At 59.8% G+C, this 25,216-nt stretch carries 20 protein-coding genes and 3 tRNA genes; 1 reads left to right on the top strand and 22 read right to left on the bottom strand.

Annotated features, from left to right (window positions below):
- Nucleotide 1: 1 nt before the first annotated feature.
- From ACTWLJ_RS17220 to leuC, 22 genes are all read right to left on the bottom strand, one after another.
- Entirely contained in the window at nt 2–1,237 is a 1,236-nt protein-coding gene (locus ACTWLJ_RS17220) for a c-type cytochrome (RefSeq protein WP_445177693.1), read from the bottom strand.
- Between the two features lie 2 nt (nt 1,238–1,239).
- Nucleotides 1,240–1,779: a (2Fe-2S)-binding protein gene (locus ACTWLJ_RS17215; protein ID WP_102901229.1), complete on the bottom strand. Its 540-nt coding sequence runs from the start codon at nt 1,777–1,779 to the stop codon at nt 1,240–1,242.
- Nucleotides 1,772–4,603 carry a xanthine dehydrogenase family protein molybdopterin-binding subunit gene (locus tag ACTWLJ_RS17210; protein WP_445177692.1) on the bottom strand — a complete coding sequence of 944 codons (2,832 nt, stop codon included), beginning with the start codon at nt 4,601–4,603 and terminating at the stop codon, nt 1,772–1,774. The genes ACTWLJ_RS17215 and ACTWLJ_RS17210 overlap by 8 nt, the downstream gene beginning before the upstream one ends.
- A gap of 501 nt (nt 4,604–5,104) precedes the next feature.
- Nucleotides 5,105–5,181: transfer RNA gene (locus ACTWLJ_RS17205), tRNA-Asp, on the bottom strand.
- A 93-nt stretch (nt 5,182–5,274) separates the two neighbouring features.
- Nucleotides 5,275–5,351 (bottom strand) — tRNA-Asp (locus tag ACTWLJ_RS17200).
- 54 nt (nt 5,352–5,405) lie between these two features.
- Nucleotides 5,406–5,481 (bottom strand) — tRNA-Val (locus ACTWLJ_RS17195).
- A 90-nt stretch (nt 5,482–5,571) separates the two neighbouring features.
- On the bottom strand, nt 5,572–6,348 hold the full coding sequence (locus tag ACTWLJ_RS17190; RefSeq protein WP_401213955.1) for an SDR family oxidoreductase: 777 nt from the start codon (nt 6,346–6,348) through the stop codon (nt 5,572–5,574).
- The gene (locus tag ACTWLJ_RS17185) at nt 6,345–7,556 is read right to left on the bottom strand and encodes an O-succinylhomoserine sulfhydrylase (protein WP_401213952.1); all 1,212 of its coding nucleotides are present in this window, start codon (nt 7,554–7,556) and stop codon (nt 6,345–6,347) included. The genes ACTWLJ_RS17190 and ACTWLJ_RS17185 overlap by 4 nt, the downstream gene beginning before the upstream one ends.
- A gap of 66 nt (nt 7,557–7,622) precedes the next feature.
- Nucleotides 7,623–9,128 carry an amidophosphoribosyltransferase gene (purF, locus tag ACTWLJ_RS17180; RefSeq protein WP_445177691.1) on the bottom strand — a complete coding sequence of 502 codons (1,506 nt, stop codon included), beginning with the start codon at nt 9,126–9,128 and terminating at the stop codon, nt 7,623–7,625.
- 41 nt (nt 9,129–9,169) lie between these two features.
- Nucleotides 9,170–9,730 carry a CvpA family protein gene (locus ACTWLJ_RS17175; protein WP_445177690.1) on the bottom strand — a complete coding sequence of 187 codons (561 nt, stop codon included), beginning with the start codon at nt 9,728–9,730 and terminating at the stop codon, nt 9,170–9,172.
- A 98-nt stretch (nt 9,731–9,828) separates the two neighbouring features.
- The gene (locus ACTWLJ_RS17170; protein WP_445177689.1) at nt 9,829–10,467 is read right to left on the bottom strand and encodes an SPOR domain-containing protein; all 639 of its coding nucleotides are present in this window, start codon (nt 10,465–10,467) and stop codon (nt 9,829–9,831) included.
- A complete protein-coding gene (gene folC / locus ACTWLJ_RS17165; protein ID WP_445177688.1) occupies nt 10,451–11,758 on the bottom strand; it encodes a bifunctional tetrahydrofolate synthase/dihydrofolate synthase in 1,308 nt (435 codons plus the stop codon). The genes ACTWLJ_RS17170 and folC overlap by 17 nt, the downstream gene beginning before the upstream one ends.
- Nucleotides 11,755–12,675: an acetyl-CoA carboxylase, carboxyltransferase subunit beta gene (gene accD / locus ACTWLJ_RS17160; RefSeq protein WP_401213940.1), complete on the bottom strand. Its 921-nt coding sequence runs from the start codon at nt 12,673–12,675 to the stop codon at nt 11,755–11,757. The genes folC and accD overlap by 4 nt, the downstream gene beginning before the upstream one ends.
- A 204-nt stretch (nt 12,676–12,879) precedes the next feature.
- Nucleotides 12,880–13,500 carry a phosphoribosylanthranilate isomerase gene (locus ACTWLJ_RS17155; protein WP_445177687.1) on the bottom strand — a complete coding sequence of 207 codons (621 nt, stop codon included), beginning with the start codon at nt 13,498–13,500 and terminating at the stop codon, nt 12,880–12,882.
- Nucleotides 13,501–13,563: 63 nt separating this feature from the next.
- Complete coding sequence (truA, locus tag ACTWLJ_RS17150) at nt 13,564–14,388, bottom strand: tRNA pseudouridine(38-40) synthase TruA (RefSeq protein WP_445181364.1); 825 nt, start codon at nt 14,386–14,388, stop codon at nt 13,564–13,566.
- Between the two features lie 278 nt (nt 14,389–14,666).
- Complete coding sequence (locus ACTWLJ_RS17145; protein ID WP_445177686.1) at nt 14,667–17,339, bottom strand: FimV/HubP family polar landmark protein; 2,673 nt, start codon at nt 17,337–17,339, stop codon at nt 14,667–14,669.
- Between the two features lie 209 nt (nt 17,340–17,548).
- Nucleotides 17,549–18,559, bottom strand: coding sequence for an aspartate-semialdehyde dehydrogenase (locus ACTWLJ_RS17140; RefSeq protein WP_445177685.1), 1,011 nt, complete (start codon nt 18,557–18,559; stop codon nt 17,549–17,551).
- A 272-nt stretch (nt 18,560–18,831) separates the two neighbouring features.
- On the bottom strand, nt 18,832–19,944 hold the full coding sequence (gene asd / locus ACTWLJ_RS17135) for an aspartate-semialdehyde dehydrogenase (RefSeq protein ID WP_445177684.1): 1,113 nt from the start codon (nt 19,942–19,944) through the stop codon (nt 18,832–18,834).
- A 66-nt stretch (nt 19,945–20,010) separates the two neighbouring features.
- A complete protein-coding gene (gene leuB, locus ACTWLJ_RS17130) occupies nt 20,011–21,093 on the bottom strand; it encodes a 3-isopropylmalate dehydrogenase (RefSeq protein WP_445177683.1) in 1,083 nt (360 codons plus the stop codon).
- Between the two features lie 55 nt (nt 21,094–21,148).
- On the bottom strand, nt 21,149–21,916 hold the full coding sequence (locus ACTWLJ_RS17125; protein WP_445177682.1) for a class I SAM-dependent methyltransferase: 768 nt from the start codon (nt 21,914–21,916) through the stop codon (nt 21,149–21,151).
- Between the two features lie 155 nt (nt 21,917–22,071).
- Nucleotides 22,072–22,716 carry a 3-isopropylmalate dehydratase small subunit gene (gene leuD / locus ACTWLJ_RS17120; protein WP_221733773.1) on the bottom strand — a complete coding sequence of 215 codons (645 nt, stop codon included), beginning with the start codon at nt 22,714–22,716 and terminating at the stop codon, nt 22,072–22,074.
- A 10-nt stretch (nt 22,717–22,726) separates the two neighbouring features.
- Nucleotides 22,727–24,145: a 3-isopropylmalate dehydratase large subunit gene (gene leuC / locus ACTWLJ_RS17115; RefSeq protein ID WP_445177681.1), complete on the bottom strand. Its 1,419-nt coding sequence runs from the start codon at nt 24,143–24,145 to the stop codon at nt 22,727–22,729.
- A 147-nt stretch (nt 24,146–24,292) separates the two neighbouring features.
- On the opposite strand from leuC, the gene ACTWLJ_RS17110 reads away from it, so the two are divergent.
- Entirely contained in the window at nt 24,293–25,183 is an 891-nt protein-coding gene (locus ACTWLJ_RS17110; protein WP_445177680.1) for a LysR family transcriptional regulator, read from the top strand.
- The last annotated feature ends 33 nt before the right edge of the window (nt 25,184–25,216 follow it).

Genomic DNA, 25,216 nt, shown 5'->3' with positions numbered 1-25,216 from the left:
GTCAGTGCGCCTTGTGCTCGACGGAAGGTGCGTCAGCCTGCAGCTTCTGCACGTCTCCAACCGCCAGTTCAGCCGATTGACCACCCCAACCCTGACGCAGATAGTTCAGCAGATCGGTCAGTTGTTCAGGATTAAGCTTGTCGGCAAAACCCGGCATCGGTTGCATGTGTTCGAACCCGGCGAATTTCTGCTCGCCGATACCGTCCTCGATCACTCGCACCAGATTGCGCGGATCTTCCAGGCGCAAAGTGGTGTTGCCGCGCATGGCCACCGCGATGTGCGGCTTACCTTCGCCACCGACTGCGTGACAACCGGCGCAGACGTTCAAATATTCCTGACGGCCACGCTGGGCACTGGCACTGAGCTTGTCCAGCGGCACCTCGGTCAGCTCTTTTGCTGCTGGCGGTTTGTCGCCGAGCAGGAAAGTCGCCATCGCTGCCAGATCCGGATCATTCAAGCCCTGAGTGCTGTTGTGGAACACCGGGAACATCTCGTTGAACATCGTCCCTTGCGCACTCATGCCGTGCTTGAGGAAGGTGCTCAGATCCTGATGATTCCAGCCGCGAGCCGCCAGATCGGTGGCCAGCAGACTTGGCGCCAGATAGCCGTTGAGGATGCCGCCGGTCAGGCGCTTGTCCTGCTCCATCGCGCCCGGCAGGCCGCGCGGGGTGTGACATTCGCCGCAGTGACCGAGAACGTCGACCATGTACTGGCCGCGTTTCCAGGCTTCACTTTTGCCTTCGGCTGGCTCCAGTTTTACGTCCTTGCCATACATCATGTTCCAGCCCATCAGGCCCAGACGCACGTTGAACGGAAAGCTCAGACTGGTAACCGGCGCAGCACGCTCGATGGGCTCGACGGTTTTCAGGTACGCGTGAATCGCATCCGAATCCGCGCGCGGCATCAGGTGATACGAGGTGTACGGCATCGCCGGATACAGATTCGCACCATCGCGACGCTTGCCTTCGGTGAGCGCTGCGAAGAACTCGTCATCGTTGTACAGACCGATGCCGTGCTCTTTGCTCGGGGTGATGTTGGTGCCGTAGATCGTGCCGAACGGCGACACAATCGGCAGGCCGCCGGCATACGGCGCGCCACCCGGTGCGGTGTGGCAAGCCATGCAGTCGGCGGCACGGGCAAGGTATTCGCCGCGCTTGACCTGATCATCAGCGTGCGCGAACAGCACCGGTGCAGCCAGCCCGACGGCGAGGGTCAGGCGGGTCAATAAAAGCTTCATGCTTAACCCTCCTTGACCAGGCCGAGATCGGTCAGCACGTTGCGGGTAGCGTTGTAATAACGCACGTACCCGGTGCAACGGCAGACGTGATGACCGAGGCTGTCCTCGATGACTTGTTCCAGCTTGCTCTGGACGATGGGCTGGCGCTGCAGCTTCTCTACCAATACCGTCGCAGCGTTGACGAAACCCGGCGCGCAGTAGCTGCACTGGAAGGCGAACTCGTCGACGAAACGCTGCTGGATCGGGTTCAGCTCAGTCACCTGGCCGCTCTCGTCGCGCTTGGCGTGGCTTTCGATGGTGCGGACTTTTTTACCTTCGAAGTAATGCGCGCCGGTGATGCAGGTGCGCACTTCTTCGCTGGTGCCGTCCGGGTTGTCGACGATCACCACGCACGCGTGGCAAATGCCTTGGCCGCAGCCCAGACGCGAACCGGTGAGGTTCTTGTATTCGTGCAGATAGTCGATCATCGGCAGGTCATCAGGGATGTCCACCGGGCCGACGGATTGACCGTTGAGGGTCAGTTGAAGCGGACGGTTAGCCATTGAGGGCCTCCTTGATGCGTGCAGAAGTGATAGGCAGATCGCGAACACGTTTACCGATGGCGTGCGCCACGGCGTTACCGATAGCACCGACAATCGGGATCATCACCACTTCGGCGATGCCTTTGGACGGATCGCTTGGCGACAATGCCGGCAGAATCTCCGACGTCTGCTTCCACACCGCAACGTGACGCGCCATCGGCAGGCGATAACGGTTGAAGTTCCAGTCACCCTCCCCCGGCCCGCCTTCGTACAGCGGCATCTCTTCCATCAACGCATGGCCGATACCCATGGCGATCCCGCCTTCGAGCTGGCCCTTGACCAGTTCTTCAACCAGCACCCGACCGCACTCGACCCACGAGTGGTGGTTGAGCACCTGGACTTCTGCCGAACCTTTGTTGACCTTCAGCTCGACCAGCGTCGCCACCGGGCTGTAGTAAGTCACCGCCGCGTTGTTCAACTGAGTTGGCGGATAGGCGATGTTCTGGCGATCCAGCAAGTGGAAACCAGCCGTGGTCATCAGCGCCTTTTTCGCCTTCGGCGCGCCGTCACCGTACTTCACCGCCAGGCCGTCGAGCGGCAGACGCTCACGTACGCCGTCGATGCTGTACTCGGCCTCGGCCCAGCTCCAGCGGTTGAAGCCGTGCACGGTGGCAGCGGTTACCAGACCACGCTCGTGAGCGTGCTTGGCCAACTCTTCGAACGTCAGCGGCTGCATGCCGTTGGCGGTAAGTTTGCCGTCCACCCAATGCGCATCTTCGCGACGTACCACGTAAGGGTTGGCCTGACCGCCGAACGGGCCCTGACGCCAGATCTCCATCGCCGCTGGCCACAAGCCGTTATTGAACAGCACGCGCGCCGCTTCGCGAGTCGCGTGGCTGAAGTAGTAAGCCGAGTTGGTCGCCGACGAAGCCGAGGCCAGTTTGCCGACCCAGCGCGGGTTACGCAGGAAGTTGTCCTGTTCGGCCTGGCTCATGATGTAAGGATTGCCGCCGGTGATCAGCTGCATTTCCTTCCATTCGGTCTCGCCAGTCTTCACTTCGTGCGCCGGGCTGCCGAGGAAGTCAGCAACAACCAAAGCTTGCGAGGTGGACATGCCGGTGCCGATTTCGATGCCGATGTGGCGCAATGTGATGCGACCTTCGGCAGTGAATTCGATACTGGCCATCGGCGCTTCGGAACCGGTGCCGAAGTCTTTCTGGCAGATGGCAAAACCGACGCCGTACCAGTTATCCGGGTCTGCGGCTTCGCGCTGCTTCTTGATCGCGTCGCGGTTTTTCCAGACTTCGTGGACCGCAGCCTTGTCGAGAATCTCGTGCAGGCGCAGAGCACCGGCCGGGATCGCGCCCTGGGTATTTTTCATCCCCGAACGCAGCGCGTTTTTGCGACGCAGGTCGATGGCATCGACGCCGAGACGATTGGCGATTTCATCGACCATCATTTCAGTGGAGGCCATGCTTTGCAGCGTGCCGTAACCGCGCATCGAACCCGCTTCAACACCGCGCGAGTGATACGCGGTGACTTGCAAGTCGTTCTGCGGCATGTAGTAGATCGACTGCGCCGCAGTGGCGCCAACGGCCGCTACCGACGGACTGTAGTTGATCCGCCCGCCACCATCGACGCTCATTTCGGCGCGGAAAATCTTGAAGCTGTAATCGTTCTTGTCCACCGCCAACTGATAGCGAATGTCGAACGGGTGACGCTTGATGCCACTCTGGAACTGCTCGTAGCGGTCGTTGGCCAAACGTATTGGCACACCCGCGCCGTACAGCGCAGCCAGGGCCGCGTAGTAAACGAAAATGTTGTGGTCTTTGGAACCGTAACCGACGGTGTAACCCGGATGCATGTTCAGATTGGCCAGGCCAAAACGCGACGGCGCGATCATCTTCGCGGTCTCGGTCGCAGCCTCCAGCGGGCACTGCGTGGCAACCACGAAATGCAGGGTCTTGGTGGCCGGGTCGTACCAACCGTTGCCGTTGTCCGGTTCCATCGCGGCCGGTTCAATCGACGGGGTTTTGTAGCGCTCGTCGAATACCAGCCAGTTGTCTGGCGGCGTATCGATTTCTTTCTTCATGCGGTCGGCGTAGAACAGCCCGCGCTCGGTCAGGTTACCGTGCAGGTTTGGCTGGGAATTCCACACCGGGCGACGGTTTTTCAGCATCGGGAACAGGATCGAATCCTTGAGGCTGGCGAATTCGTCTTCGTCCGCCGAGGTCGCGCCACCGACGCGTACGTAGCGGAAGCTGCCGTACGGATCGCTTTCGTAGAACGGCACCTGGGCGCCGTAACGAATCGCTTTGTCATTGAATTTGAGTTTGTTCTTGGCCTGACGGAAACGCTCGAAATCGTTCCAGATCAGGATCGCCACCGGGTGACCGATGAACATCGGCACCTTGCCTTCCGGCAGCAACGGGTCCGGAGCGTGTTCCTCAGGGAAGACGATGCCGTCCTTGTCCAGGTCAGCAGCAGTGACGATGCGATCAGGCTGCAAGTCGGCGCCTAGCCACGACAGGTCGTAGCCGTCATAGATGCGGTCAGCCTTGATGGTTTTCAGCAACATGGCGTGGCCCTGTTGCTCAGGCCAGCCCGGCATGTCCTTGGAACGGATGTCGCGGGCAAAAACCTTGCTGCCGCAGACTTTCGACAAGGCATCGTTACGCTGACGTGCCTTGCCGTTGTGGCCGAGCCACTTCTCGGACGGCACGGTCACGCTGTTTTCCATCAAGGCAGCCAGCGCCTGAGTGCTGAGCGGTGTGAGCGTAACGCTCACACCAGCGACCAGCCCGCTCTGAAGGAACGAACGCCGGGATATTTCACGGTTGGACATGGATCATCCTCTGGGCGGTTATACGTCCGCCCTTCTGGTTATTTGCTGGAAATCTCGAGTCTTGCAGAAGCCCTTGTTGACGAAGCCAAGAGCCGTAATGACAGTGCAAAGCTGACCGAAAGGTTAACTTTATAGATTTCTGCGCCCGCCGAAAACAACCAGTTACAAATATCCGACTAAAGAATAAAACGTCTGCGACATTGCACCGCAGGAAATCGCTGAAAAAGCCTGATTTAGAGCCTTCTGTAGGAGTGAGCCTGCTCGCGATGGCGGTGTGTCAGCTTTTGAAAATTTGGCTGACACATTGCTATCGCGAGCAGGCTCACTCCTACAGGGATCTGTGTGGAATTCAGGTCGGCGATCAGTAGGGAAATAGGGGAAAGGTCAAATTTCAGACACAAAAAACCCCGGTCTTTCGACCAGGGTCTTTGCTATCGGATCCGAACAAGCCAACGGCTTCTTTCGGTGTTTCAAGGCGTTCAGTGGTCCTTGAAACAGATATGGCGCAGCGGACGGGACTCGAACCCGCGACCCCCGGCGTGACAGGCCGGTATTCTAACCGACTGAACTACCGCTGCGTATCGCTTTGAGCTTGCGCTCAAGTAACTCGTTTGATTGAAAGCTTCGGTGCTTTTCAATCTCGAACCAGACAATGTCTGACTCGTTAAATATGGCGCAGCGGACGGGACTCGAACCCGCGACCCCCGGCGTGACAGGCCGGTATTCTAACCGACTGAACTACCGCTGCGCGTCGGTGGAGGCATTTCAGCCTACCCTCTTGCTTACGCAAGTTTCTCGGAAGTGGTGGGTGATGACGGGATCGAACCGCCGACATTCTGCTTGTAAGGCAGACGCTCTCCCAGCTGAGCTAATCACCCGTTTGCATCTCCGAGGCCGCGAAATTTACGCAGGTAGCGAACCTAAGTCAATAGCAGGATTGAAGTTTTTCTAAAAAAGACGAAATCGTGTCAATCCGAGTAGATCATCTTCTTGGTCATGCCACCGTCAACAACGAATTCCTGCCCGGTGACAAACCCGGCATTGCGCGACAACAGCCACGCCACCATCGCTGCGACGTCCTCTACCGTCCCTACCCTGCCCGCTGGATGCTGCGCATGATCGGCATCGGCCAATGGCTCGGCTCGACGCACAGAGGGATCACGCGCATCGATCCAGCCGGGACTGACAGCGTTGACACGGATTTCCGGCCCCAGGCTGATCGCCAGCGCGTGAGTCAGCGCCAATAACCCACCCTTGCTCGCTGCATAAGCCTCTGTGTCCGGTTCCGACTGCGCAGCACGGGTCGAGGCCAGATTGACGATTGCCCCGTTGTGCGCACGCAGGTACGGCGCGCAATGCTTGGCCAACAGCATCGGCCCGCCGAGATTCACTGCCAGCACCCGATTCCAGTAAGCCAGATCAAGGCTTTCCAGCGTCGTGTTGTGCGGTGCAGCTATCGCCGCATTGCACACCAGTGCATCGAGACGACCAAACTGCCCCAGCACTTCAGCGACGCCTAGCGCGACCTGCCCCTCATCCGCCACGTCCATGGCGATGAACCAGGCGTTTTCGCCCAGCACCTTCGCCACTTTCGAGCCGCGCACTCGATCCAGATCCGTCAGCACCACCTGCCAGCCTTCGCTGATCAGCCACGCCGCGATTCCCAGACCGATGCCGCGCGCGGCACCCGTGACCAGCGCAACGCGGCCATGGGTGCCGGTGCCTGGAGTGGACAACTCGATCACAACGCCGCCAGACCGCGCGCCAGATCCGCTTGCAGGTCAGCGACATCTTCCAGACCGACCGCAACGCGAATCAGGCTGTCACGAATGCCCGCTGCTTCACGCTCTTGCGGCGCCAGACGGCCGTGGGAAGTGGTGCTCGGATGCGTGATGGTGGTTTTGCTGTCACCGAGGTTGGCGGTGATCGAAATCAGCCGGGTTGCATCGATAAAGCGCCACGCGCCTTCTTTGCCGCCCTTGACCTCGAAGCTCACGACCGCACCGAAACCCTTCTGCTGACGCTGGGCCAGTTCGTGCTGCGGATGGCTCTTGAGACCGGCGTAATGCACTTTCTCGATCCCGTCCTGCTGCTCCAGCCATTCGGCCAGTTGCTGGGCGTTGGCGCAATGCGCCTTCATCCGCAGGCTCAGGGTTTCCAGACCTTTGAGGAAGATCCACGCATTGAACGGGCTCAGCGTCGGGCCGGCGGTACGCAGGAAACCGACAACTTCTTTCATCTGCTCGCTGCGACCGGCAACCACACCGCCCATGCAACGGCCCTGGCCGTCGATGAACTTGGTGGCCGAGTGCACGACGATGTCCGCGCCGAGCTTCAACGGCTGCTGCAAGGCAGGCGTGCAGAAGCAGTTATCGACGACCAGCATTGCGCCTTTGGCGTGAGCGATCTCGGCCAGTGCGGCGATATCGACCAACTCGGCCAGCGGATTGGATGGCGACTCGACGAAAAGCAGTTTGGTGTTCGACTTGATCGCTGCGTCCCAGGCCGGCAGTTCGGCCAGCGGAACGTAATCGACTTCGATGCCAAAACGCTTGAAGTACTTCTCGAACAGGCTGATGGTCGAACCGAACACGCTACGCGATACCAAAACGTGATCACCAGCGCTGCACAGGCTCATCACCACAGCCATGATCGCGGCCATGCCGGTGGCGGTGGCAACGGCTTGCTCGGCGCTTTCCAGCGCGGCAATACGCTCTTCGAACGCACGCACGGTCGGGTTGGTGTAACGCGAGTAAACGTTGCCCGGCACTTCCCCGGCAAACCGCGCAGCCGCATCGGCTGCGGTGCGGAACACGTAGCTGGAAGTGAAGAACATCGGATCACCGTGTTCGCCTTCCGGCGTACGGTGCTGACCGGCACGTACGGCCAGGGTATCGAACGCTACGCCTTCAAGGTCGCTGTCCAGTCGACCGGCATCCCATTCCTGACTCATGCTGTCACTCCTTGCCCTGTTCTTGAAAGATAGATACAAAACCGGCCCCTCAGGGCCGGTAGAAACTCAGTTGTTGTACAGATCGATGATCGCACTGACCGCCTGGGTCTTGACCTTCGAGGCATCGTTGCGTGCCTGCTCGATCTTGTTCAGGTAAGCCTCGTCGACGTCGCCCGTCACGTACTTGCCGTCGAACACCGCGCAATCGAAGTTCTCGATCTTGATCTTGCCGCCGCCGACCGCTTCGATCAAGTCAGGCAGATCCTGATAGATCAGCCAGTCAGCGCCGATCAGATCAGCCACGTCCTGAGTCGAACGATTGTGTGCGATCAGTTCGTGAGCGCTTGGCATGTCGATGCCGTAAACGTTCGGGAAGCGAACAGCCGGAGCCGCCGAGCAGAAGTAGACGTTTTTCGCGCCGGCTTCACGGGCCATCTGGATGATCTGCTTGCACGTGGTGCCGCGCACGATCGAGTCGTCCACCAGCATCACGTTTTTGCCGCGGAATTCCAGCTCGATGGCGTTGAGCTTCTGACGCACCGACTTCTTGCGTGCAGCCTGACCCGGCATGATGAAGGTACGGCCGATGTAGCGGTTCTTGACGAAACCTTCGCGGAATTTCACGCCCAGATGGTTGGCCAGTTCCAGCGCAGCGGTGCGGCTGGTGTCCGGAATCGGGATGACCACGTCGATATCGTGCTCAGGACGCTCACGGAGGATTTTCTCCGCCAGTTTCTCGCCCATGCGCAGACGCGCCTTGTAAACCGAAACGCCGTCGATGATCGAATCCGGACGCGCCAGGTAAACGTGCTCGAAGATGCACGGGGTCAGCGACGGGTTGTTCGCGCACTGACGGGTGTGCAGCTTGCCGTCTTCAGTGATGTAGACCGCTTCGCCCGGTGCCAGATCGCGGATCAGGGTGAAACCGAGCACGTCCAGCGAAACGCTTTCGGAGGCGATCATGTATTCGACGCCTTCGTCGGTGTGACGCTGACCGAACACGATTGGACGGATGCCGTGCGGGTCACGGAAACCGACGATGCCGTAACCGGTGACCATCGCAACCACTGCATAACCACCAACGCAACGGTTGTGCACGTCGGTGACGGCGGCAAACACGTCTTCTTCGGTTGGCTGGAGCTTGCCGCGCTGGGCCAGCTCGTGAGCGAACACGTTGAGCAACACTTCCGAATCGGAGTTGGTGTTGACGTGACGCAGGTCGGATTCGTAAATCTCCTTGGCCAACTGTTCAACGTTGGTCAGGTTGCCGTTGTGCGCCAACGTGATGCCGTACGGCGAGTTGACGTAAAACGGCTGAGCCTCGGCCGAAGTCGAGCTGCCGGCAGTCGGGTAACGGACGTGGCCGATACCCATATGGCCGACCAGGCGCTGCATGTGACGTTGCTGGAACACGTCACGCACCAGGCCATTGTCCTTGCGCAGGAACAACCGGCCATCATGGCTGGTCACGATACCGGCAGCGTCCTGGCCGCGGTGCTGGAGCACGGTTAGCGCGTCATACAGCGCCTGATTGACGTTCGACTTACCGACGATACCGACGATGCCACACATGCGACGCAACCCCTACTTAATGGATCTGAACTGAACAACACTCACTGAGGCGTTTTCGCCGACGGCAAGAGTTGCTCCTTGAACGGTAGATCAGCGGGTACGCTGATACCGCTGGCAAGCCACTGACTGCTCCACCCGAGAATCAGGTTTTTGGACCAGTCTGCAACCAATAAAAATTTTGGCACGAGCTGTGATTCTTTCCACCAGCCGTCCTGCTGTACCGGCCCCAGGCTCAACAGCCCGACCGCCACAACCACCAGCAACACGCCACGCGCTGCGCCGAAGGCCATGCCAAGGAATCGGTCGGTCCCGGAGAGCCCGGTGACGCGAACCAATTCGCCGATAAGATAATTGATCATTGCGCCCACGATCAGTGTGGCGACAAACATGATGGCACAGCCCGCGATCACGCGAGCCGATGGGGTTTCGATGTATCCGGCGAGGTACTCGGACAATGAGCCACCGAACATCCAGGCAACAGCTCCTGCGATGATCCAGGTCACCAGCGATAATGCTTCCTTGACGAAGCCGCGGCTCAAACTGATCAATGCGGAGATGGCGATGATTGCAACGATCGCCCAGTCAACCCAGATAAATGGCACAGTGCAGCCTACAGACGGATAAGGCGGCGCATTTTAGCAGAGCGCATGGCTGTCGGTAAGCTGCGATTGTCAGTGCATTTCAATCGATTTGATAGATATCAGCCACGCTCAGGCTGAAAGCGCACCACAAAGCCCTTGAGGTTCTGCTGGCGACCCAGCAAATCGCGCAGACGATCGGCTTCGGCGCGCTCGATCAGCGGCCCGACAAATACCCGATTCTTGCCATCCGCCGAGCGGATGTAGGCGTTGTAGCCCTGGCTACGCAGGCTTTTTTGCAGGCTTTCAGCGCTGGCACGACTCGACAGACTCGCCAACTGCACCGACCAGCTCACCGACAGACCGTTCGCATCGACGCGGCTTTGTGTAGTGTCAGGTTTGGCAGTTGCTGCTGCAATCGGCTGAGACGGTGCCGCAAGAGGCTTGGCTGCTGGCGCAGGCTTGGCTACCGGGACTGGCGCGGGAGCTGGAGCAATCAGTGCCGACGGCGCGGTTTGCTCGGCAACTTCTTCATCGCTCGGCACCGGCTCTTGCGGCAAGGCTTGCGGCTCGGGCACGGCAACCGGCTCGACTTGCAACTGCGCCATGGCAGGAGCTTGAGGCGCGGCCGGCGCATCAACCGTCACTTGACGCTGTTCGTCCTGACGGGAAAACAGCATCGGCAGAAAAATCACCGCCAGTGCCACCAGCACCAGGGCACCGACCATGCGCTGCTTGTACGCTTTATCCAGCAAAGCCATTTGCCGCTTCCTCCGTGGAGCGCCGGGCCAACCATTCAAGGGCCTCGGCGACACAATAAAATGATCCGAACAACAGAATCTCGTCGTCGCTGCTCGCCACGGCGCACTGCCCTTCCAGAGCCGCCGCGACACTGTCATATGACGTGACCGACGCACCAAGGTTCTGCAATGCCACCTGCAACTCGGCAACCGGGCGCGCACGCGGCGAATCCAGCGGCGCCACAGCCCAGTGTTCGACACTAGCATTCAATTCGCTGACAACACCATCCAGATCCTTGTCCGCCAGCAACCCGAACACTGCCAGACGCTTGCCGACCGGAGGCCGCATGGCCAGACGTCGCGCCAGATACTCCGCCGCGTGCGGGTTATGCCCGACATCCAGCAGCAGATTCAGACGCTTGCCGTTCCACTCGAACGAACGACGATCCAGACGCCCGACCACGCGAGTCGCTTGCAATGCAGCAACAATCTGCATCGCATCCCAAGGCAAACCGAGCAACAGATACGCCTGCAACGCCAGCGCAGCGTTTTCCATCGGCAGATCGAGCAACGGCAGATCGCGCAACTCAACGACCTGACCTTGCGCATCGGTGCCGCGCCATTGCCAGTGCTGATCGGTGATGCCGAGATCGAAATCACGCCCGCGCAGGAAGAACGGACATGCCAGTTCACGCGCCTTGTCGAGCAAGGGTTGCGGAGGATTCAGATCGCCACACAGCGCAGGCTTGCCCTGACGGAAAATCCCGGCTTTCTCGTAAGCCACGGATTCACGGGTGTCGCCCAGATAATCGACATGATCGACGCCAATGCTGGTGACCAGCGCGATATCGGCATCCACCACATTGACCGTGTCCAGCCGCCCGCCCAGACCGACTTCAAGCACCACCGCATCAAGGCCGGCCTGCTGAAACAGCCAGAACGCCGCGAGGGTGCCCATTTCGAAATAAGTCAGGGAAGTGTCGCCGCGACCGGCCTCGACTGCCGCGAAGGCCTGGCACAGCTGGGCGTCAGTGGCTTCGACGCCATTGAGCTGCACCCGCTCGTTATAACGCAGCAGGTGCGGAGAATTGTAGACACCAACGCTCAGGCCCTGCGCGCGCAGCAACGAAGCCACGAACGCGCAGGTCGAACCTTTGCCATTGGTGCCGGTGACCGTAATCACCCGAGGCGCCGGCTGGCCCAGTCCCATGCGGGACGCTACCTGTTGCGAACGCTCCAGCCCCATATCGATGGCTGACGGATGCAACTGCTCAAGGTAGGCGAGCCACTCGCCAAGGGTACGCTCGGTCATACGTTGGCAGGCACCGGTGGAACCACGATTGGCTCGACAGGAGCGGCAACGAACACAGGCGTCGGCTTGCCGGTCATTTGTGCCAGCAGGTTACCCAGACGCGGGCGCAGCTCCTGACGATGAACGATCATGTCGATGGCGCCGTGCTCCAGCAGGAACTCGCTGCGCTGGAAGCCTTCCGGCAGTTTTTCACGCACGGTCTGTTCGATAACACGCGGACCGGCGAAACCGATCAGGGCTTTCGGCTCACCGACGATCACGTCGCCGAGCATTGCCAGACTGGCGGAAACACCACCATAAACCGGGTCGGTCAGTACCGAGATGAACGGAATGCCTTCTTCACGCAGACGCGCCAGTACGGCCGAGGTCTTGGCCATCTGCATCAGCGAGATCAGCGCTTCCTGCATCCGCGCACCACCGGAGGCAGCGAAGCAGATCATTGGGCAACGGTTTTCCAGAGCGTAGTTGGCGGCGCGCACGAAGCGCTCGCCGACGATGGCGCCCATGGAACCGCCCATGAAGGCGAATTCGAATGCCGAAACCACAACCGGCATACCCAGCAACGTACCGCTAACGGAAACCAGCGCGTCTTTTTCGCCAGTCTGCTTCTGTGCAGCGGTCAGGCGATCCTTGTACTTCTTGCCGTCGCGGAATTTCAGACGGTCAACCGGCTCCAGATCGGCGCCCAGTTCGTTGCGGCCTTCGGCATCAAGGAAGATGTCGATGCGTGCACGTGCGCCGATGCGCATGTGATGGTTGCATTTAGGGCAAACATCCAGGGTCTTTTCCAGCTCCGGACGATACAGCACAGCCTCGCAGGACGGGCATTTGTGCCACAGACCTTCAGGCACCGAGCTCTTCTTCACTTCCGATCGCATGATCGAAGGGATCAGTTTGTCTACTAACCAGTTGCTCATGCTTACTTTCTCCAGTACCGGCGGCCCGAACGCTCTGGTTCGCGGCCCCGCGTATGCCCTTCAGCTAAAATTCATGTGTGCGGCGATGATTGATGGATGGGCGGGTCAGCGAAACTGACCTTCATACAACCCAAAAATCCGCTGCCTCTTTTCTACCAAGCTGTGGACGGCGGCAGTCTGCCAGCCGTCACATCCGGCAACGACCTAACCTTTACGCACCGCATTGATGAACGCTTGAATCTTCGCGTGATCCTTGATGCCCTTGCTCGCCTCTACCCCGCCGCTGACGTCCACTGCGTACGGGCGCACCCGCGCGACCGCGTCGGCAACGTTATCCGGGGTCAGACCGCCAGCAAGAATCAACGGCTTGCTCAACCCTTGCGGAATCAGTGACCAGTCAAACGCTTCGCCGGTTCCGCCGGGAACGCCTTCAACATAAGTATCGAGTAGCACGCCACTGGCGCTTGGGTAGGCATCGCAGGCGGCGGCGATGTCATCGCCAGCCTTGACCCGCAATGCCTTGATGTACGGACGATGCCAACCTTCGCACTCTTCGGCGGTTTCGTCGCCATGAAACTGCAACAGGTCCAGCGGCACTGCATCGAGGATTTCCCCCAACTCGCAGCGACTGGCGTTGACGAACAGGCCGACGGTGGTCACAAACGGCGGCAACGCCTTGATGATCGCCCGCGCCTGCTGCACGGTTACCGCTCGCGGGCTCTTGGCGTAAAACACGAAACCGATGGCGTCGGCTCCGGCTTCGACGGCTGCCAACGCATCTTCTATGCGGGTAATCCCGCAAATCTTGCTGCGAACGGCTGACATGTCGATAGAACCCCAAGGCAAATCCGAGAAAGTCCCGGATGGTAGCAAAAGCGTTCGAGGGCGTCAGCCGTCAAGTTCCGAGAAACCCGTAAGGAAATGTGGCCCGATAAAACGCTCGGGCAACGGGAATTCGTCGCGGTATTCGACCTGCACCAGATACAGGCCGTACGGATGCGCTGTGACGCCGCCCGAACGCCGTTCGCGGCTTTCCAGCACTTCCTTCATCCACTCCACGGGCCGCTCGCCCGCACCGATGGTCATCAATACCCCGGCGATGTTACGCACCATGTGATGCAGGAAAGCGTTGGCGCGGATGTCGAGCACGATCATTTTGCCGTGACGGGTCACGCGCAGGTGATGCATCTGCTTGATCGGCGACTTGGCCTGGCACTGGCCGGCGCGGAAGGCACTGAAATCATGGGTGCCGATCAGATGCTGAGCGGCCTCGGCCATGCGCTCGGCGTCCAGCGGACGGTGGTTCCAGGTGATTTCTTCATTGAGGTGCGCCGGACGGATCTGATCGTTGTAGATCACGTAGCGATAACGTCGGGCAATAGCCTTGAACCGCGCATGAAAATGCGCCGGCATCACCCGCGCCCAACTGACACTGATGTCGTGGGGCAAATTGATGTTGGCACCCATTACCCAGGCTTTCAACGAACGATCGACCTTAGTGTCGAAATGTACCACTTGCCCGCAAGCGTGCACGCCAGCGTCGGTACGCCCGGCGCACTGCAACGAGATCGGTGAGTTGGCGACTTTCGACAAGGCTTTTTCCAGCGCTTCCTGCACCGTGGCTACGCCAGTGGACTGACGCTGCCAGCCGCTGTAGCGCGAGCCTTTGTACTCGACGCCCAGCGCGATGCGGTAAAAGCCGTCGGGCGCCATTTCGGCGACTGGGTTTTCTATGTTTGCCAAGGTGGGACAGCCTGCTGATTTACAAAGGCGGGCATTATAAGGCCGCTGCCCGGGGATGCCAGTGGGTTCTCTATTGACTGATCCGACGCCATCGCTGGCAAGCCAGCTCCCACAGGTTTTGCGGTGAACACCATACCTGTGGGAGCTGGCTTGCCAGCGATGGCAATGTCTCAATCACCACAGCATCCAGCGCAAACAAAAACGGCAGCCTCAATGGGCTGCCGTTCTGTTTACCGCTTATCGCTGACTCAAGCCAGGTTAGACAGCATTTCCTTGGCCTCACCACGCTGTTTCTCGTCACCCTCGGTCAACACTTCGTTGAGGATGTCACGGGCGCCGTCGCTGTCACCCATGTCGATGTAGGCCTGAGCCAGATCGAGCTTGGTGGCCGCTTCGTCGGTACCGGCGAGGAAGTCGAAGTCGTCTTCGCCCAGATCACCACCCATTGCTGCATCGGCTTCAGTGAAGGTTGGCGTTGGCTCGGCAATGCTCTGCGACAGGCGATCCAGTTCGGCGTTGACGTCATCCAGCTCGGCAGCGAACGCATCAGGCTCGGCCGGGTTGGCGTCCATTTCGTCAGACAGCGACAGGTCGAAATCTGCCGGCAATTCCAGATCATCCTGCGGCACGTCAGCTACAACCGGCGGTTCGACTGGCGACAGATCCTTCACGCCCTCGTCGAGATCCAGCAGGAAGTCATCGTCGTCCAGATTAACCGTAGGTGCCGGCTCGGCACCCAGATCGAGATCCAGATCGAAGTCCGACAGATCGTCAAGGTTCTCTTTGATCTCGGTCTGCTGTTGCAGCACCGAACCGAAGCTCAGGTCGTCATCAGCAGGGAACTCGTCCAGTTCGACCGGCGCTTCCGGCTCGACTACTGGCGCAGGCGTCACTGGAGTGATGTTGTCGAGATCGTCCAGGCTCAGGTCGAACGCGCTGTCCAGATCATCTTCAACCGGAGCAGGCACTGGCGCTGGCGCTTCCGGCTCATCCAGCAGCAGATCCTTGACGTACTGCGCATCGAGTTCGGCAGCGACAGCAGCCGCCGCCAGACCACCAGCGACCACCAGTGCCATGGCCGGGAAGCGGCTTTTCAGCTCTTCGACCTTGGCGAAGTTGTCGCCATTGGCCGCCAGTTGACGCTCCTGACCGACGAAACCGTCGCGGTCGCCCTGCTGACCGTAGACTTCCATCAGCTTCAGGCGCAGATCACTGCGTTGCGGCTCCAGGCTGACGCCCTCTTCCAGCAATGCCGCTGCCTGATTCAGGCGACCGGCAGCAATGTGCGACTGGGCTTTATCGAGCACGTCATCCGAGCGTTCGGCCGACGGCGCAACCAATGGCGCAGCAATCGGTGCAGCCATGACAACTGGCGCAACTACTGGCGCTGGAGCAGGTGTCGGTGCAGGTGCAGGTGCAACGGCCGCAGGCGACAGCTTGACGCTTGCTGCCGGTACTTCCAGACCTTCGAAGCTGCTTTCCGGCAGATCCTGCTCGGCGGAGAACTCTTGTTCTTCAGACAGGGCACGGGCCATGCGCAGATGTTTCTCGGCTTCCTGCTGAGCTTTGCGGCGACGGGCCAGCAGCAACAGCAGAAGTAGCAGGATCACCGCACCGCCACCGACCAGACCCAGCAGAATCGGATTGGTCAGCAGCTCGTTGAAGGTTTTCTCGTCATCAGCGACAACTGGCTTAGGCTCGACCACTGGCGCAGGTGTTGTCTCTGCCGGTGGCGCAATGGCCGATTCCGGGGTCGGCGCTGCGGCGGCTTCTGCCGGAGTGGCTGGCGGTGTAGTCGCCAGCTCTGCGGTAATCGCTGGCACCGCAGACACGGCTGCATTGGCGCCTGGCGCGGCACCCGGGCCATTGGCCTGCATTTTCGCCAGTTGATTGTTCTTCAGCTCGATCAGGCGTTGCAGCTTGTCCAGCTGACTTTGCAGATCGGTCATGCGGCTTTTCAGTTCCTCGTTGTCACGACGAGTCGTGTCGAGGCTTTCCTGAGTCACCGCCAACTTGTTGCTCAAGGCTTTGGCATCGCCCGCCGGGCCTTTGCCACGGCCCTTGGCGCTTTCGGCAGACACCAGGCTCAGATTGTCTTTCGGGTTTTGCCCCGCGCCAGCATTGCTGCGGCCACGTTTGGTCGCATCCAGTTGCTGCTGACCGGTGCCCGGCTTGGCCGCATAACGACGACCCTGACGCCAGGCTTCGTTCTGCGCCGCAACCTCGGCAATCGCCTTCGACTGTGGCAACGCAGCGCTTTGCACGGCATCCGGCAGACGCAGCACCTGACCGGTTTTCAGCCGGTTGATGTTGCCGTCGATGAACGCGTCCGGGTTCAATGCCTGAATGGCCAGCATGGTTTGCTGCACCGATCCCCCAGTACGCGCCTTCGCCGCAATTTCCCACAGGGTATCGCGTGGCGTCGTGGTGTATTGGGACGGGTGGGTGGCGCCAGTGGTCGGCGCAGTGATGGTCGAGGTCGGCGCAGGCTGAGCAGCGGCATCAGCGGTCTGCGGCGAGAACTTCGACGGGTCCAACAGTACGCTGTAATCGCGCAGCAGACGGCCGTTCGGCCACATCACCTGCACGAGGAATTTGACCATCGGCTCGGACAGCGGCTTGCTCGACGTCACGCGCAGAACACTTTTGCCGCTGGCATTGAGCACAGGGGTGAACGTCAGATCATTGAGGAAGGCCTGGCGATCAACGCCGGCCTTGGCGAAATCTTCCGGCGAGGCCAGGCTCGGCACTACTTCGGCAGCAGTGAGATCCTTGACGTCGAGCAGCTCGATTTCAGCCACCAGCGGCTGGTTCAGGGTCGACTTCAGGGTCAGCTCCCCGAGCCCGAGGGCATGCGCCATACCGGAGGACAGCGCCGAGGCGGCCGCTATTGCTAACACCAGTTTGCGAACTTGAACCATAGCCTCATCCTTTGTTTGAACGTTCCTCGGCCAGCGAGAATATTGTGAAAACCGCTGCCGTAAGGCATTGCGCGCGACGACGACAGGGTGTCGCGCGCGATTATTTCTTTGATGCCCCGGAAAGTCCCGGAGGGTGACACGTCGTCAAGCACTTCGGCCAAGCATAGCGCCAGCCTAGAATCAGTCGACAAATTGTTGCCAAGTATCTTTTACAGCAGGTCTTTTATCAACAATTCAGCCACCTGCACAGCGTTAAGCGCGGCACCCTTGCGCACATTATCTGACGTCAGCCACAGATTAAGTTCCGCCGGGTCATCGACACCGCTGCGCACTCGACCGACATAGACCACGTCCTGCCCTACCGCGTCACCGACCGCAGTCGGATAATCGCCGGCTTCAACCAGTTCGATCCCCGGTGCATCTTCGAGTGCAGCGTTGACCATTTGCAGGTCGACCGCGCTCGCTGACTGCAAGGTCACGCTAAAGCTATCGCCAAAAAACACCGGCGCTTGAATGCAAGTTGCGGAAATCTTTAATAAAGGCTGTGCCAGCACCTGGCGCAACTCGCGTACCAGACGTTTTTCCAGCAGCGTATGGCCGTGAGCGTCAGGCGTACCGACCTGAGCCAGCAGGTTGAATGCCATCTGCCGGTCAAAGAATTTCGGCTCCAGCGGACGCATGTTCAGCAGCTCGGCGGTCTGGCGCGCCAGCTCGGCAACGGCTTCACGGCCCTGAGCGGAAACGGCCAGATTGGCGCTGACATTGACGTATTGCAGATCGATCAGATCGAGCAACGGCGCCAGCACGACGGCTAGTGTGGTGGCCGACGGGCTTGGGCTGCTGACCTGGAACGGCGCTTTCAGATTGGCCAGCACATCAACGTTGGCCTCCGGCACCACTTGCGGCGCCTGATCGGCCGGCAAGGCGCCGGACAAGTCGATCAGCGAGCAACCGGCAGCGTGGGCGCGTGCCGCATAGCTCAAAGTGATGGCCGGGCCAGCGGCGAAGAACACCAGTTTGACCTTGCTGAAATCGAACTCGTCGACCTCACGCACGCGCACGTTCTTGTTGCGAAACAGCACCGAACTGCCGGCGGATTCGCTACTGGCAAGCAGGTGCAGATTGCCGACCGGGAAGTTGCGCTCTTCGAGAATCTGTACGAGGGTTTCGCCGACAGTACCGGTGGCGCCGATTACGGCAATATCTAGGGTCTGGGTCATGGTGCGGCCTCTGGCGAAACGGGGGGAGCGGCACTTTACCGGGTGAGTGGCGCACAGGCAATTTCTGTCCGGGATTTGCGGCGCCTGTACCGGCCTATCGCGAGCAGGCTCACTCCTATAGGGGTGGGGTTGCACACCAAAACTTGCTTCACACCGACCATTGTAGGAGTGAGCCTGCTCGCGATGAGGCCAGACCTGACAACCGAGAAACCTCAGGCATAAAAAAACCCGCACCTGTTGCAAGGCACGGGTTCTTTCACAGTTTCAATCGATCAACGCTCAAGCAGAATCCGCAGCATGCGACGCAGCGGTTCGGCCGCGCCCCACAGCAGTTGGTCGCCGACGGTGAAGGCGCCGAGGTACTGAGTACCCATGTTCAGCTTGCGCAGACGGCCAACCGGAACATTCAGGGTGCCGGTAACCTTGGTCGGGCTCAGCTCCTGCATGCTGATTTCGCGCTGGTTTGGCACCAGTTTGACCCAAGGGTTGTGCTGGCTGATCAGCCCTTCGATGTCGGCAATCGGCACGTCTTTGTTCAGCTTGATGGTCAGCGCCTGGCTGTGGCAACGCATGGCGCCGATGCGCACGCAGATACCATCGACCGGGATCGGGCTCTTGAAGCGACCGAGGATCTTGTTGGTCTCGGCCTGGGCCTTCCACTCTTCGCGGCTCTGGCCGTTCGGCAGTTCTTTGTCGATCCACGGGATCAGGCTGCCGGCCAGCGGTACACCGAAGTTTTCGGTCGGGTACGCTTCACTGCGCATGGCTTCAGCCACACGACGGTCGATGTCGAGGATCGCGCTGGCCGGGTCGGCCAGTTGATCAGCAACAGCGGCGTGGGTCGCGCCCATCTGCTTGATCAGTTCACGCATGTTCTGCGCGCCGGCACCGGATGCCGCCTGATAAGTCATGGCGCTCATCCACTCGACCAGACCTGCTTCGAACAGACCGCCCAGGCCCATCAGCATCAGGCTGACGGTGCAGTTGCCGCCGATGTAATTCTTGGTGCCCGCATCGAGCTGCTGGTCGATGACCTTGCGGTTGACCGGATCAAGAATGATGACCGCGTCATCGTTCATGCGCAGGCTGGAAGCCGCGTCGATCCAGTAACCCTGCCAGCCGGCTTCGCGCAGCTTGGGGAACACTTCGCTGGTGTAGTCGCCACCCTGGCAGGTCAGAATCACGTCGAGCGTCTTCAGCTCTTCAATGTTGTACGCGTCCTTGAGCGGAGCAATGTCCTTACCCACGGACGGGCCTTGGCCACCGACATTGGAAGTGGTGAAAAACACCGGCTCGATAAGATCGAAATCCTGCTCTTCCAGCATCCGCTGCATGAGCACGGAACCGACCATACCGCGCCAACCGATCAGACCTACACGTTTCATCGCAACTACACCTTCTTGAAAAGTGGGCCGCTGCTTTGTATTGAATTTCGCAGCGGGCCCGAGAGATTACAGATTCCGCAGCGCGGCGACTACTGCGTCGCCCATTTCCTGCGTACCGACTTTAGTGCAACCGGCCGACAGAATGTCGCCGGTGCGCAAGCCCTGATCCAGCACCAGGCTGACGGCTTTTTCGATGGCATCGGCGGCAGCCTGCTGATTGAAGCTGTAACGCAGCATCATCGACACCGACAAAATGGTCGCCAGCGGGTTGGCAATGCCAAGGCCTGCAATGTCTGGCGCCGAACCGTGGCAAGGCTCGTACATGCCCTTGTTGTTAGTGTCCAGCGAGGCCGACGGCAGCATGCCGATGGAACCGGTGAGCATCGACGCCTGGTCGGACAGGATGTCGCCGAACAGGTTGTCGGTGACGATTACGTCGAACTGCTTCGGCGCACGCACCAGTTGCATGGCAGCGTTGTCGACGTACATGTGGCTCAGTTCGACCTGCGGGTAATCCTTGGCCACTTCTTCGACGATTTCACGCCACAACTGGCTGGACGCCAGCACGTTGGCCTTGTCCACCGAGCAGAGCTTCTTGCCACGCACCATGGCCATGTCGAAACCGACACGGGCGATGCGGCGGATTTCGCTTTCGCTGTACGGCAGCGTGTCGTAGGACTGACGCTCGCCGTTTTCCAGAGTACGCGTACCGCGTGGCGCGCCGAAGTAGATGCCACCGGTCAGCTCACGCACGATCAGGATGTCCAGACCGGCAACGATTTCCGGCTTCAGGCTGGAAGCATCGGCCAGTTGCGGATAGAGGATTGCCGGACGCAGGTTGCCGAACAGGCCAAGTTGCGCACGAATCTTCAGCAGGCCGCGCTCAGGGCGGATGTCACGCTCGATGGTGTCCCATTTCGGGCCGCCAACGGCGCCCAGCAGCACAGCATCGGCAGCGCGGGCGCGGTCGAGGGTTTCGTCGGCCAGCGGCACGCCGTGCTTGTCGATGGCCGCGCCACCGATCACGTCATGGCTCAGCTCGAAGTCCAGGCTGTACTTGTCGTTGGCCAGTTCCAGCACCTTGACCGCTTCGGCCATGATTTCCGGACCAATACCGTCACCTGGGAGAATCAGAATCTGCTTGCTCATGCTTTCCTCGTGTCTTCAGTCGGTGCGCCGCTTACTGGCACTCCCGGAAAAATTCTTATCGCTCAGCCATCAGTACGATCACATCTGTACTGAACGAACCGTCGGCATCAATCTCAAAATATTCGCGTACTTCATTGCCCATCGAGCGCTGCAATTCGCGGATTGCCGCACGCATCACTTCGGGTGTGCGCATGCGCTCGACCCAACTGGTGTACTCCAGACGCAGGCGCTGACGCGTGGTGCTGCGGACATGCAAACCCGCTTCACTGACCTGACGCAACCACTCGCCAGCGGAATAATCGCGCACATGGCTGGTGTCGCGCAGCACTTCGACGCTTTGCAGGTAAGTGTCGAACAACGGACTGCCCGGTGACAACACATCGACGAACGCCGCCACGCCACCCGGCTTCAGCACCCGGCGCACTTCACGCAGCGCCACACCGAGGTCGCTCCAGTGATGCGCAGAATAACGGCTGAACACGAAATCGAACTCGCCATCGGCAAACGGCAGACGCTCGGCGGCACCGTTGACCGTGGAAATGTTGCTGATCCCGCGATCAAGGGCGGCGACAGCGACCACGTCGAGCATTTGCTGCGACAGGTCGTAAGCCACCACTTCTTTCACCAGCGACGCTACATGAAAACTCACATGACCGGCACCGCAACCCAAGTCCAGCACCCGGGCGTCGCCCTGCCCTGCCAGTTCAGCCTGTAGCAACGCGAACTCGGTGCCTTGAGCGTGAACGGCGCTGCTCAGGTAGGCGGCGGCCTGTTCACCGAATTGCTTTTGGACAACCTGACTGTGCTGGGCGGTGCTGGTCATGGGGACTTCCTTTCTAAGGTGAGTCTTGGGGTGTTTCGACTGCTGACATCGCTAGCGGGCTAGCTCCCACATTGGATCCATGGCGTACACAAATCCCTGTGGGAGCTAGCCTGCTAGCGATGAGGCCAGAGAGGACTACAGCAATATCGAATCAATCACGCGTCGCGGAACAACCACGGCTGGCTCACGCGGTGCTTGGCCTCAAACGTGGCAATCGCATCGCCGTCCTGCAAGGTCAGGCCGATATCGTCCAGGCCATTGAGCAGGCAGTGCTTGCGGAACGCGTCGATCTCGAAGCTGTAGACCTTGCCATCCGGACGGGTCACGGTTTGCGCGTGCAAATCGACCTGCAATTGATAGCCCGGCTCGGCCTCAACCTGCTTGAACAATTCATCGACTTCAGCGTCGCTCAAGATGATCGGCAACAAGCCGTTCTTGAAGCTGTTGTTGAAGAAGATGTCGGCGTAGCTCGGCGCGATGATGCTGCGGAAACCGTACTCTTCCAGCGCCCACGGCGCGTGTTCACGGCTGGAGCCGCAACCGAAGTTCTCGCGGGCCAGCAACACGCTGGCGCCTTGGTAACGCTCGGCGTTGAGCACGAAATCCTTGTTCAACGGACGCTTGGAGTTGTCCTGATACGGTTGCCCGACATCCAGGTAACGCCACTCGTCGAACAGGTTCGGGCCGAAACCGGTGCGTTTGATCGACTTCAAGAACTGCTTTGGAATGATCTGATCGGTATCGACGTTGGCACGATCCAAAGGCGCGACAAGACCAGTGTGCTGGGTGAAAGCTTTCATGCTGCGCTCCTTAAATCAATTCACGAACGTCGATGAAACGACCGTTCACCGCCGCCGCTGCGGCCATGGCCGGGCTGACGAGATGGGTACGGCCACCGGCACCCTGACGGCCTTCGAAGTTACGGTTGGAGGTCGAGGCGCAATGCTCGCCGGACTCCAAACGGTCCGGGTTCATCGCCAGGCACATCGAGCAACCCGGCTCACGCCATTCGAAACCGGCTTCGAGGAAGATCTTGTCCAGACCTTCGGATTCGGCCTGCGCCTTCACCAGACCTGAACCCGGTACGACGATGGCCTGCTTGATCGTCGAAGCGACTTTGCGGCCCTTGGCAATGACTGCCGCAGCGCGCAAATCTTCGATCCGCGAGTTGGTGCAGGAACCAATGAACACGCGGTCGAGCTGAATATCGGTGATCGCCTGATTGGCGGTCAAACCCATGTATTTCAAGGCACGGACGATCGAGTCGCGTTTGACCAGATCCATTTCCTTGGCCGGGTCCGGCACGTTCTGATCAACCGCCAAAACCATTTCCGGGGAAGTACCCCAGCTGACTTGCGGTTTGATCTGCGCGGCGTCGAGCTCAACCACGGTGTCGAATTTAGCGTCAGCGTCGGTTACCAGATCTTTCCAGGCTTCGACAGCCATGTCCCATTCCGCGCCTTTCGGTGCGAACGGGCGACCCTTGACGTAATCAACGGTCTTTTGGTCGGCGGCTACCAGGCCCACACGGGCACCGGCTTCGATGGACATGTTGCAGATGGTCATGCGGCCTTCAACGGACAACTCGCGGATCGCGCTGCCAGCGAACTCGATAGCATGGCCGTTACCGCCGGCGGTGCCGATCTTGCCGATCACCGCGAGAACGATGTCCTTGGCGGTCACGCCGAACGGCAATTGGCCTTCGACGCGGACCAGCATGTTCTTCATTTTCTTGGCGACCAGGCACTGCGTGGCGAGCACGTGCTCGACCTCGGAAGTGCCGATACCGTGAGCCAGTGCGCCGAAAGCACCGTGGGTCGAGGTGTGCGAGTCACCGCAGACCACGGTCATGCCCGGCAAGGTCGCGCCCTGCTCCGGACTGATGACGTGGACGATGCCTTGGCGGATGTCGTTCATCTTGAACTCGACAATGCCGTACTCATCGCAGTTGTCATCGAGGGTCTGAACCTGCAAACGCGATACCTGGTCGGCAATGGCTGCGATGCCGCCCTTGCGTTCCGGGGTGGTCGGTACGTTGTGGTCCGGGGTCGCGATGTTGGCATCGATGCGCCAAGGCTTGCGCCCGGCAAGACGCAGGCCTTCAAAGGCTTGCGGCGAGGTCACTTCGTGAATGATGTGACGGTCGATGTAGATCAGCGCAGAGCCATCGTCGCGCTGCTTGACCAAATGCGAATCCCAGAGCTTGTCGTAGAGCGTTTTGCCGGCCATCAGACGGTTCCTCATCAGCTTGTTTCTATGCCCCGGGCTTCGAACAGTTCAATAACCCTTTGGCTTGTGAGGCTGATCCTATGGGGTTACATTAAATAACTCAAATTCATATTTTTTATGCTTTGGATAACCAACTGGAATACCACCATGGATCTGGCCAACCTCAATGCTTTTATCGCGATTGCCGAGACCGGGAGCTTCTCCGGCGCCGGTGAACGCCTGCACCTGACGCAACCGGCGATCAGCAAACGCATCGCCGGACTGGAGCAGCAATTAAAGGTACGGCTGTTCGACCGACTGGGCCGCGAAGTCGGCCTGACCGAGGCCGGCCGCGCCTTGCTACCACGGGCCTATCAGATTCTCAATGTGCTGGATGACACCCGCCGCGCCCTGACTAACCTCAACGGCGAAGTCAGCGGCCGTCTGACTCTGGCGACCAGTCACCACATAGGCCTGCACCGCTTGCCACCCTTATTAAGGGAGTTCACCCGCCGCTACCCACAGGTTGCGCTGGATATTCAGTTCCTCGATTCGGAAGTGGCCTACGAAGAAATACTCCACGGCCGCGCAGAACTGGCCGTCATCACCCTGGCCCCGGAGCCGCATTCACTGGTCAAAGCCACACCGGTATGGGACGACCCGCTGGATTTCGTGGTCGCCCCCGAGCATTCGCTGATCAGTAACGGCGCCGTCAGTCTGGCGGACATTGCCGATCATCCGGCGGTTTTCCCCGGTGGCAACACCTTTACCCACCATATTGTCCAACGTCTGTTCGAGGCCCAAGGCCTGACGCCGAACATCGCGATGAGCACAAACTATCTGGAAACCATCAAGATGATGGTCTCGATTGGCCTGGCCTGGAGCGTTTTGCCACGCACGATGCTCGACGAACAAGTAGCGCGCATACCTTTACCGGGCATACATCTGCGACGCCAGCTAGGCTATATCTTGCACACCGAACGGACGCTATCGAATGCAGCACGGGCGTTTATGGCCTTGCTGGACGCACAGATCGATCTGCCAGGGACTCTCGGCTAAGTTGTGCTAAGCCTATAGAGCCGTTCCCTGCGC

The organism is Pseudomonas sp. McL0111, from assembly GCF_052567255.1.
The sequence above is the reverse complement of the archived record's forward strand: the minus strand, read 5'-3'. Positions and strand labels throughout refer to the sequence as shown.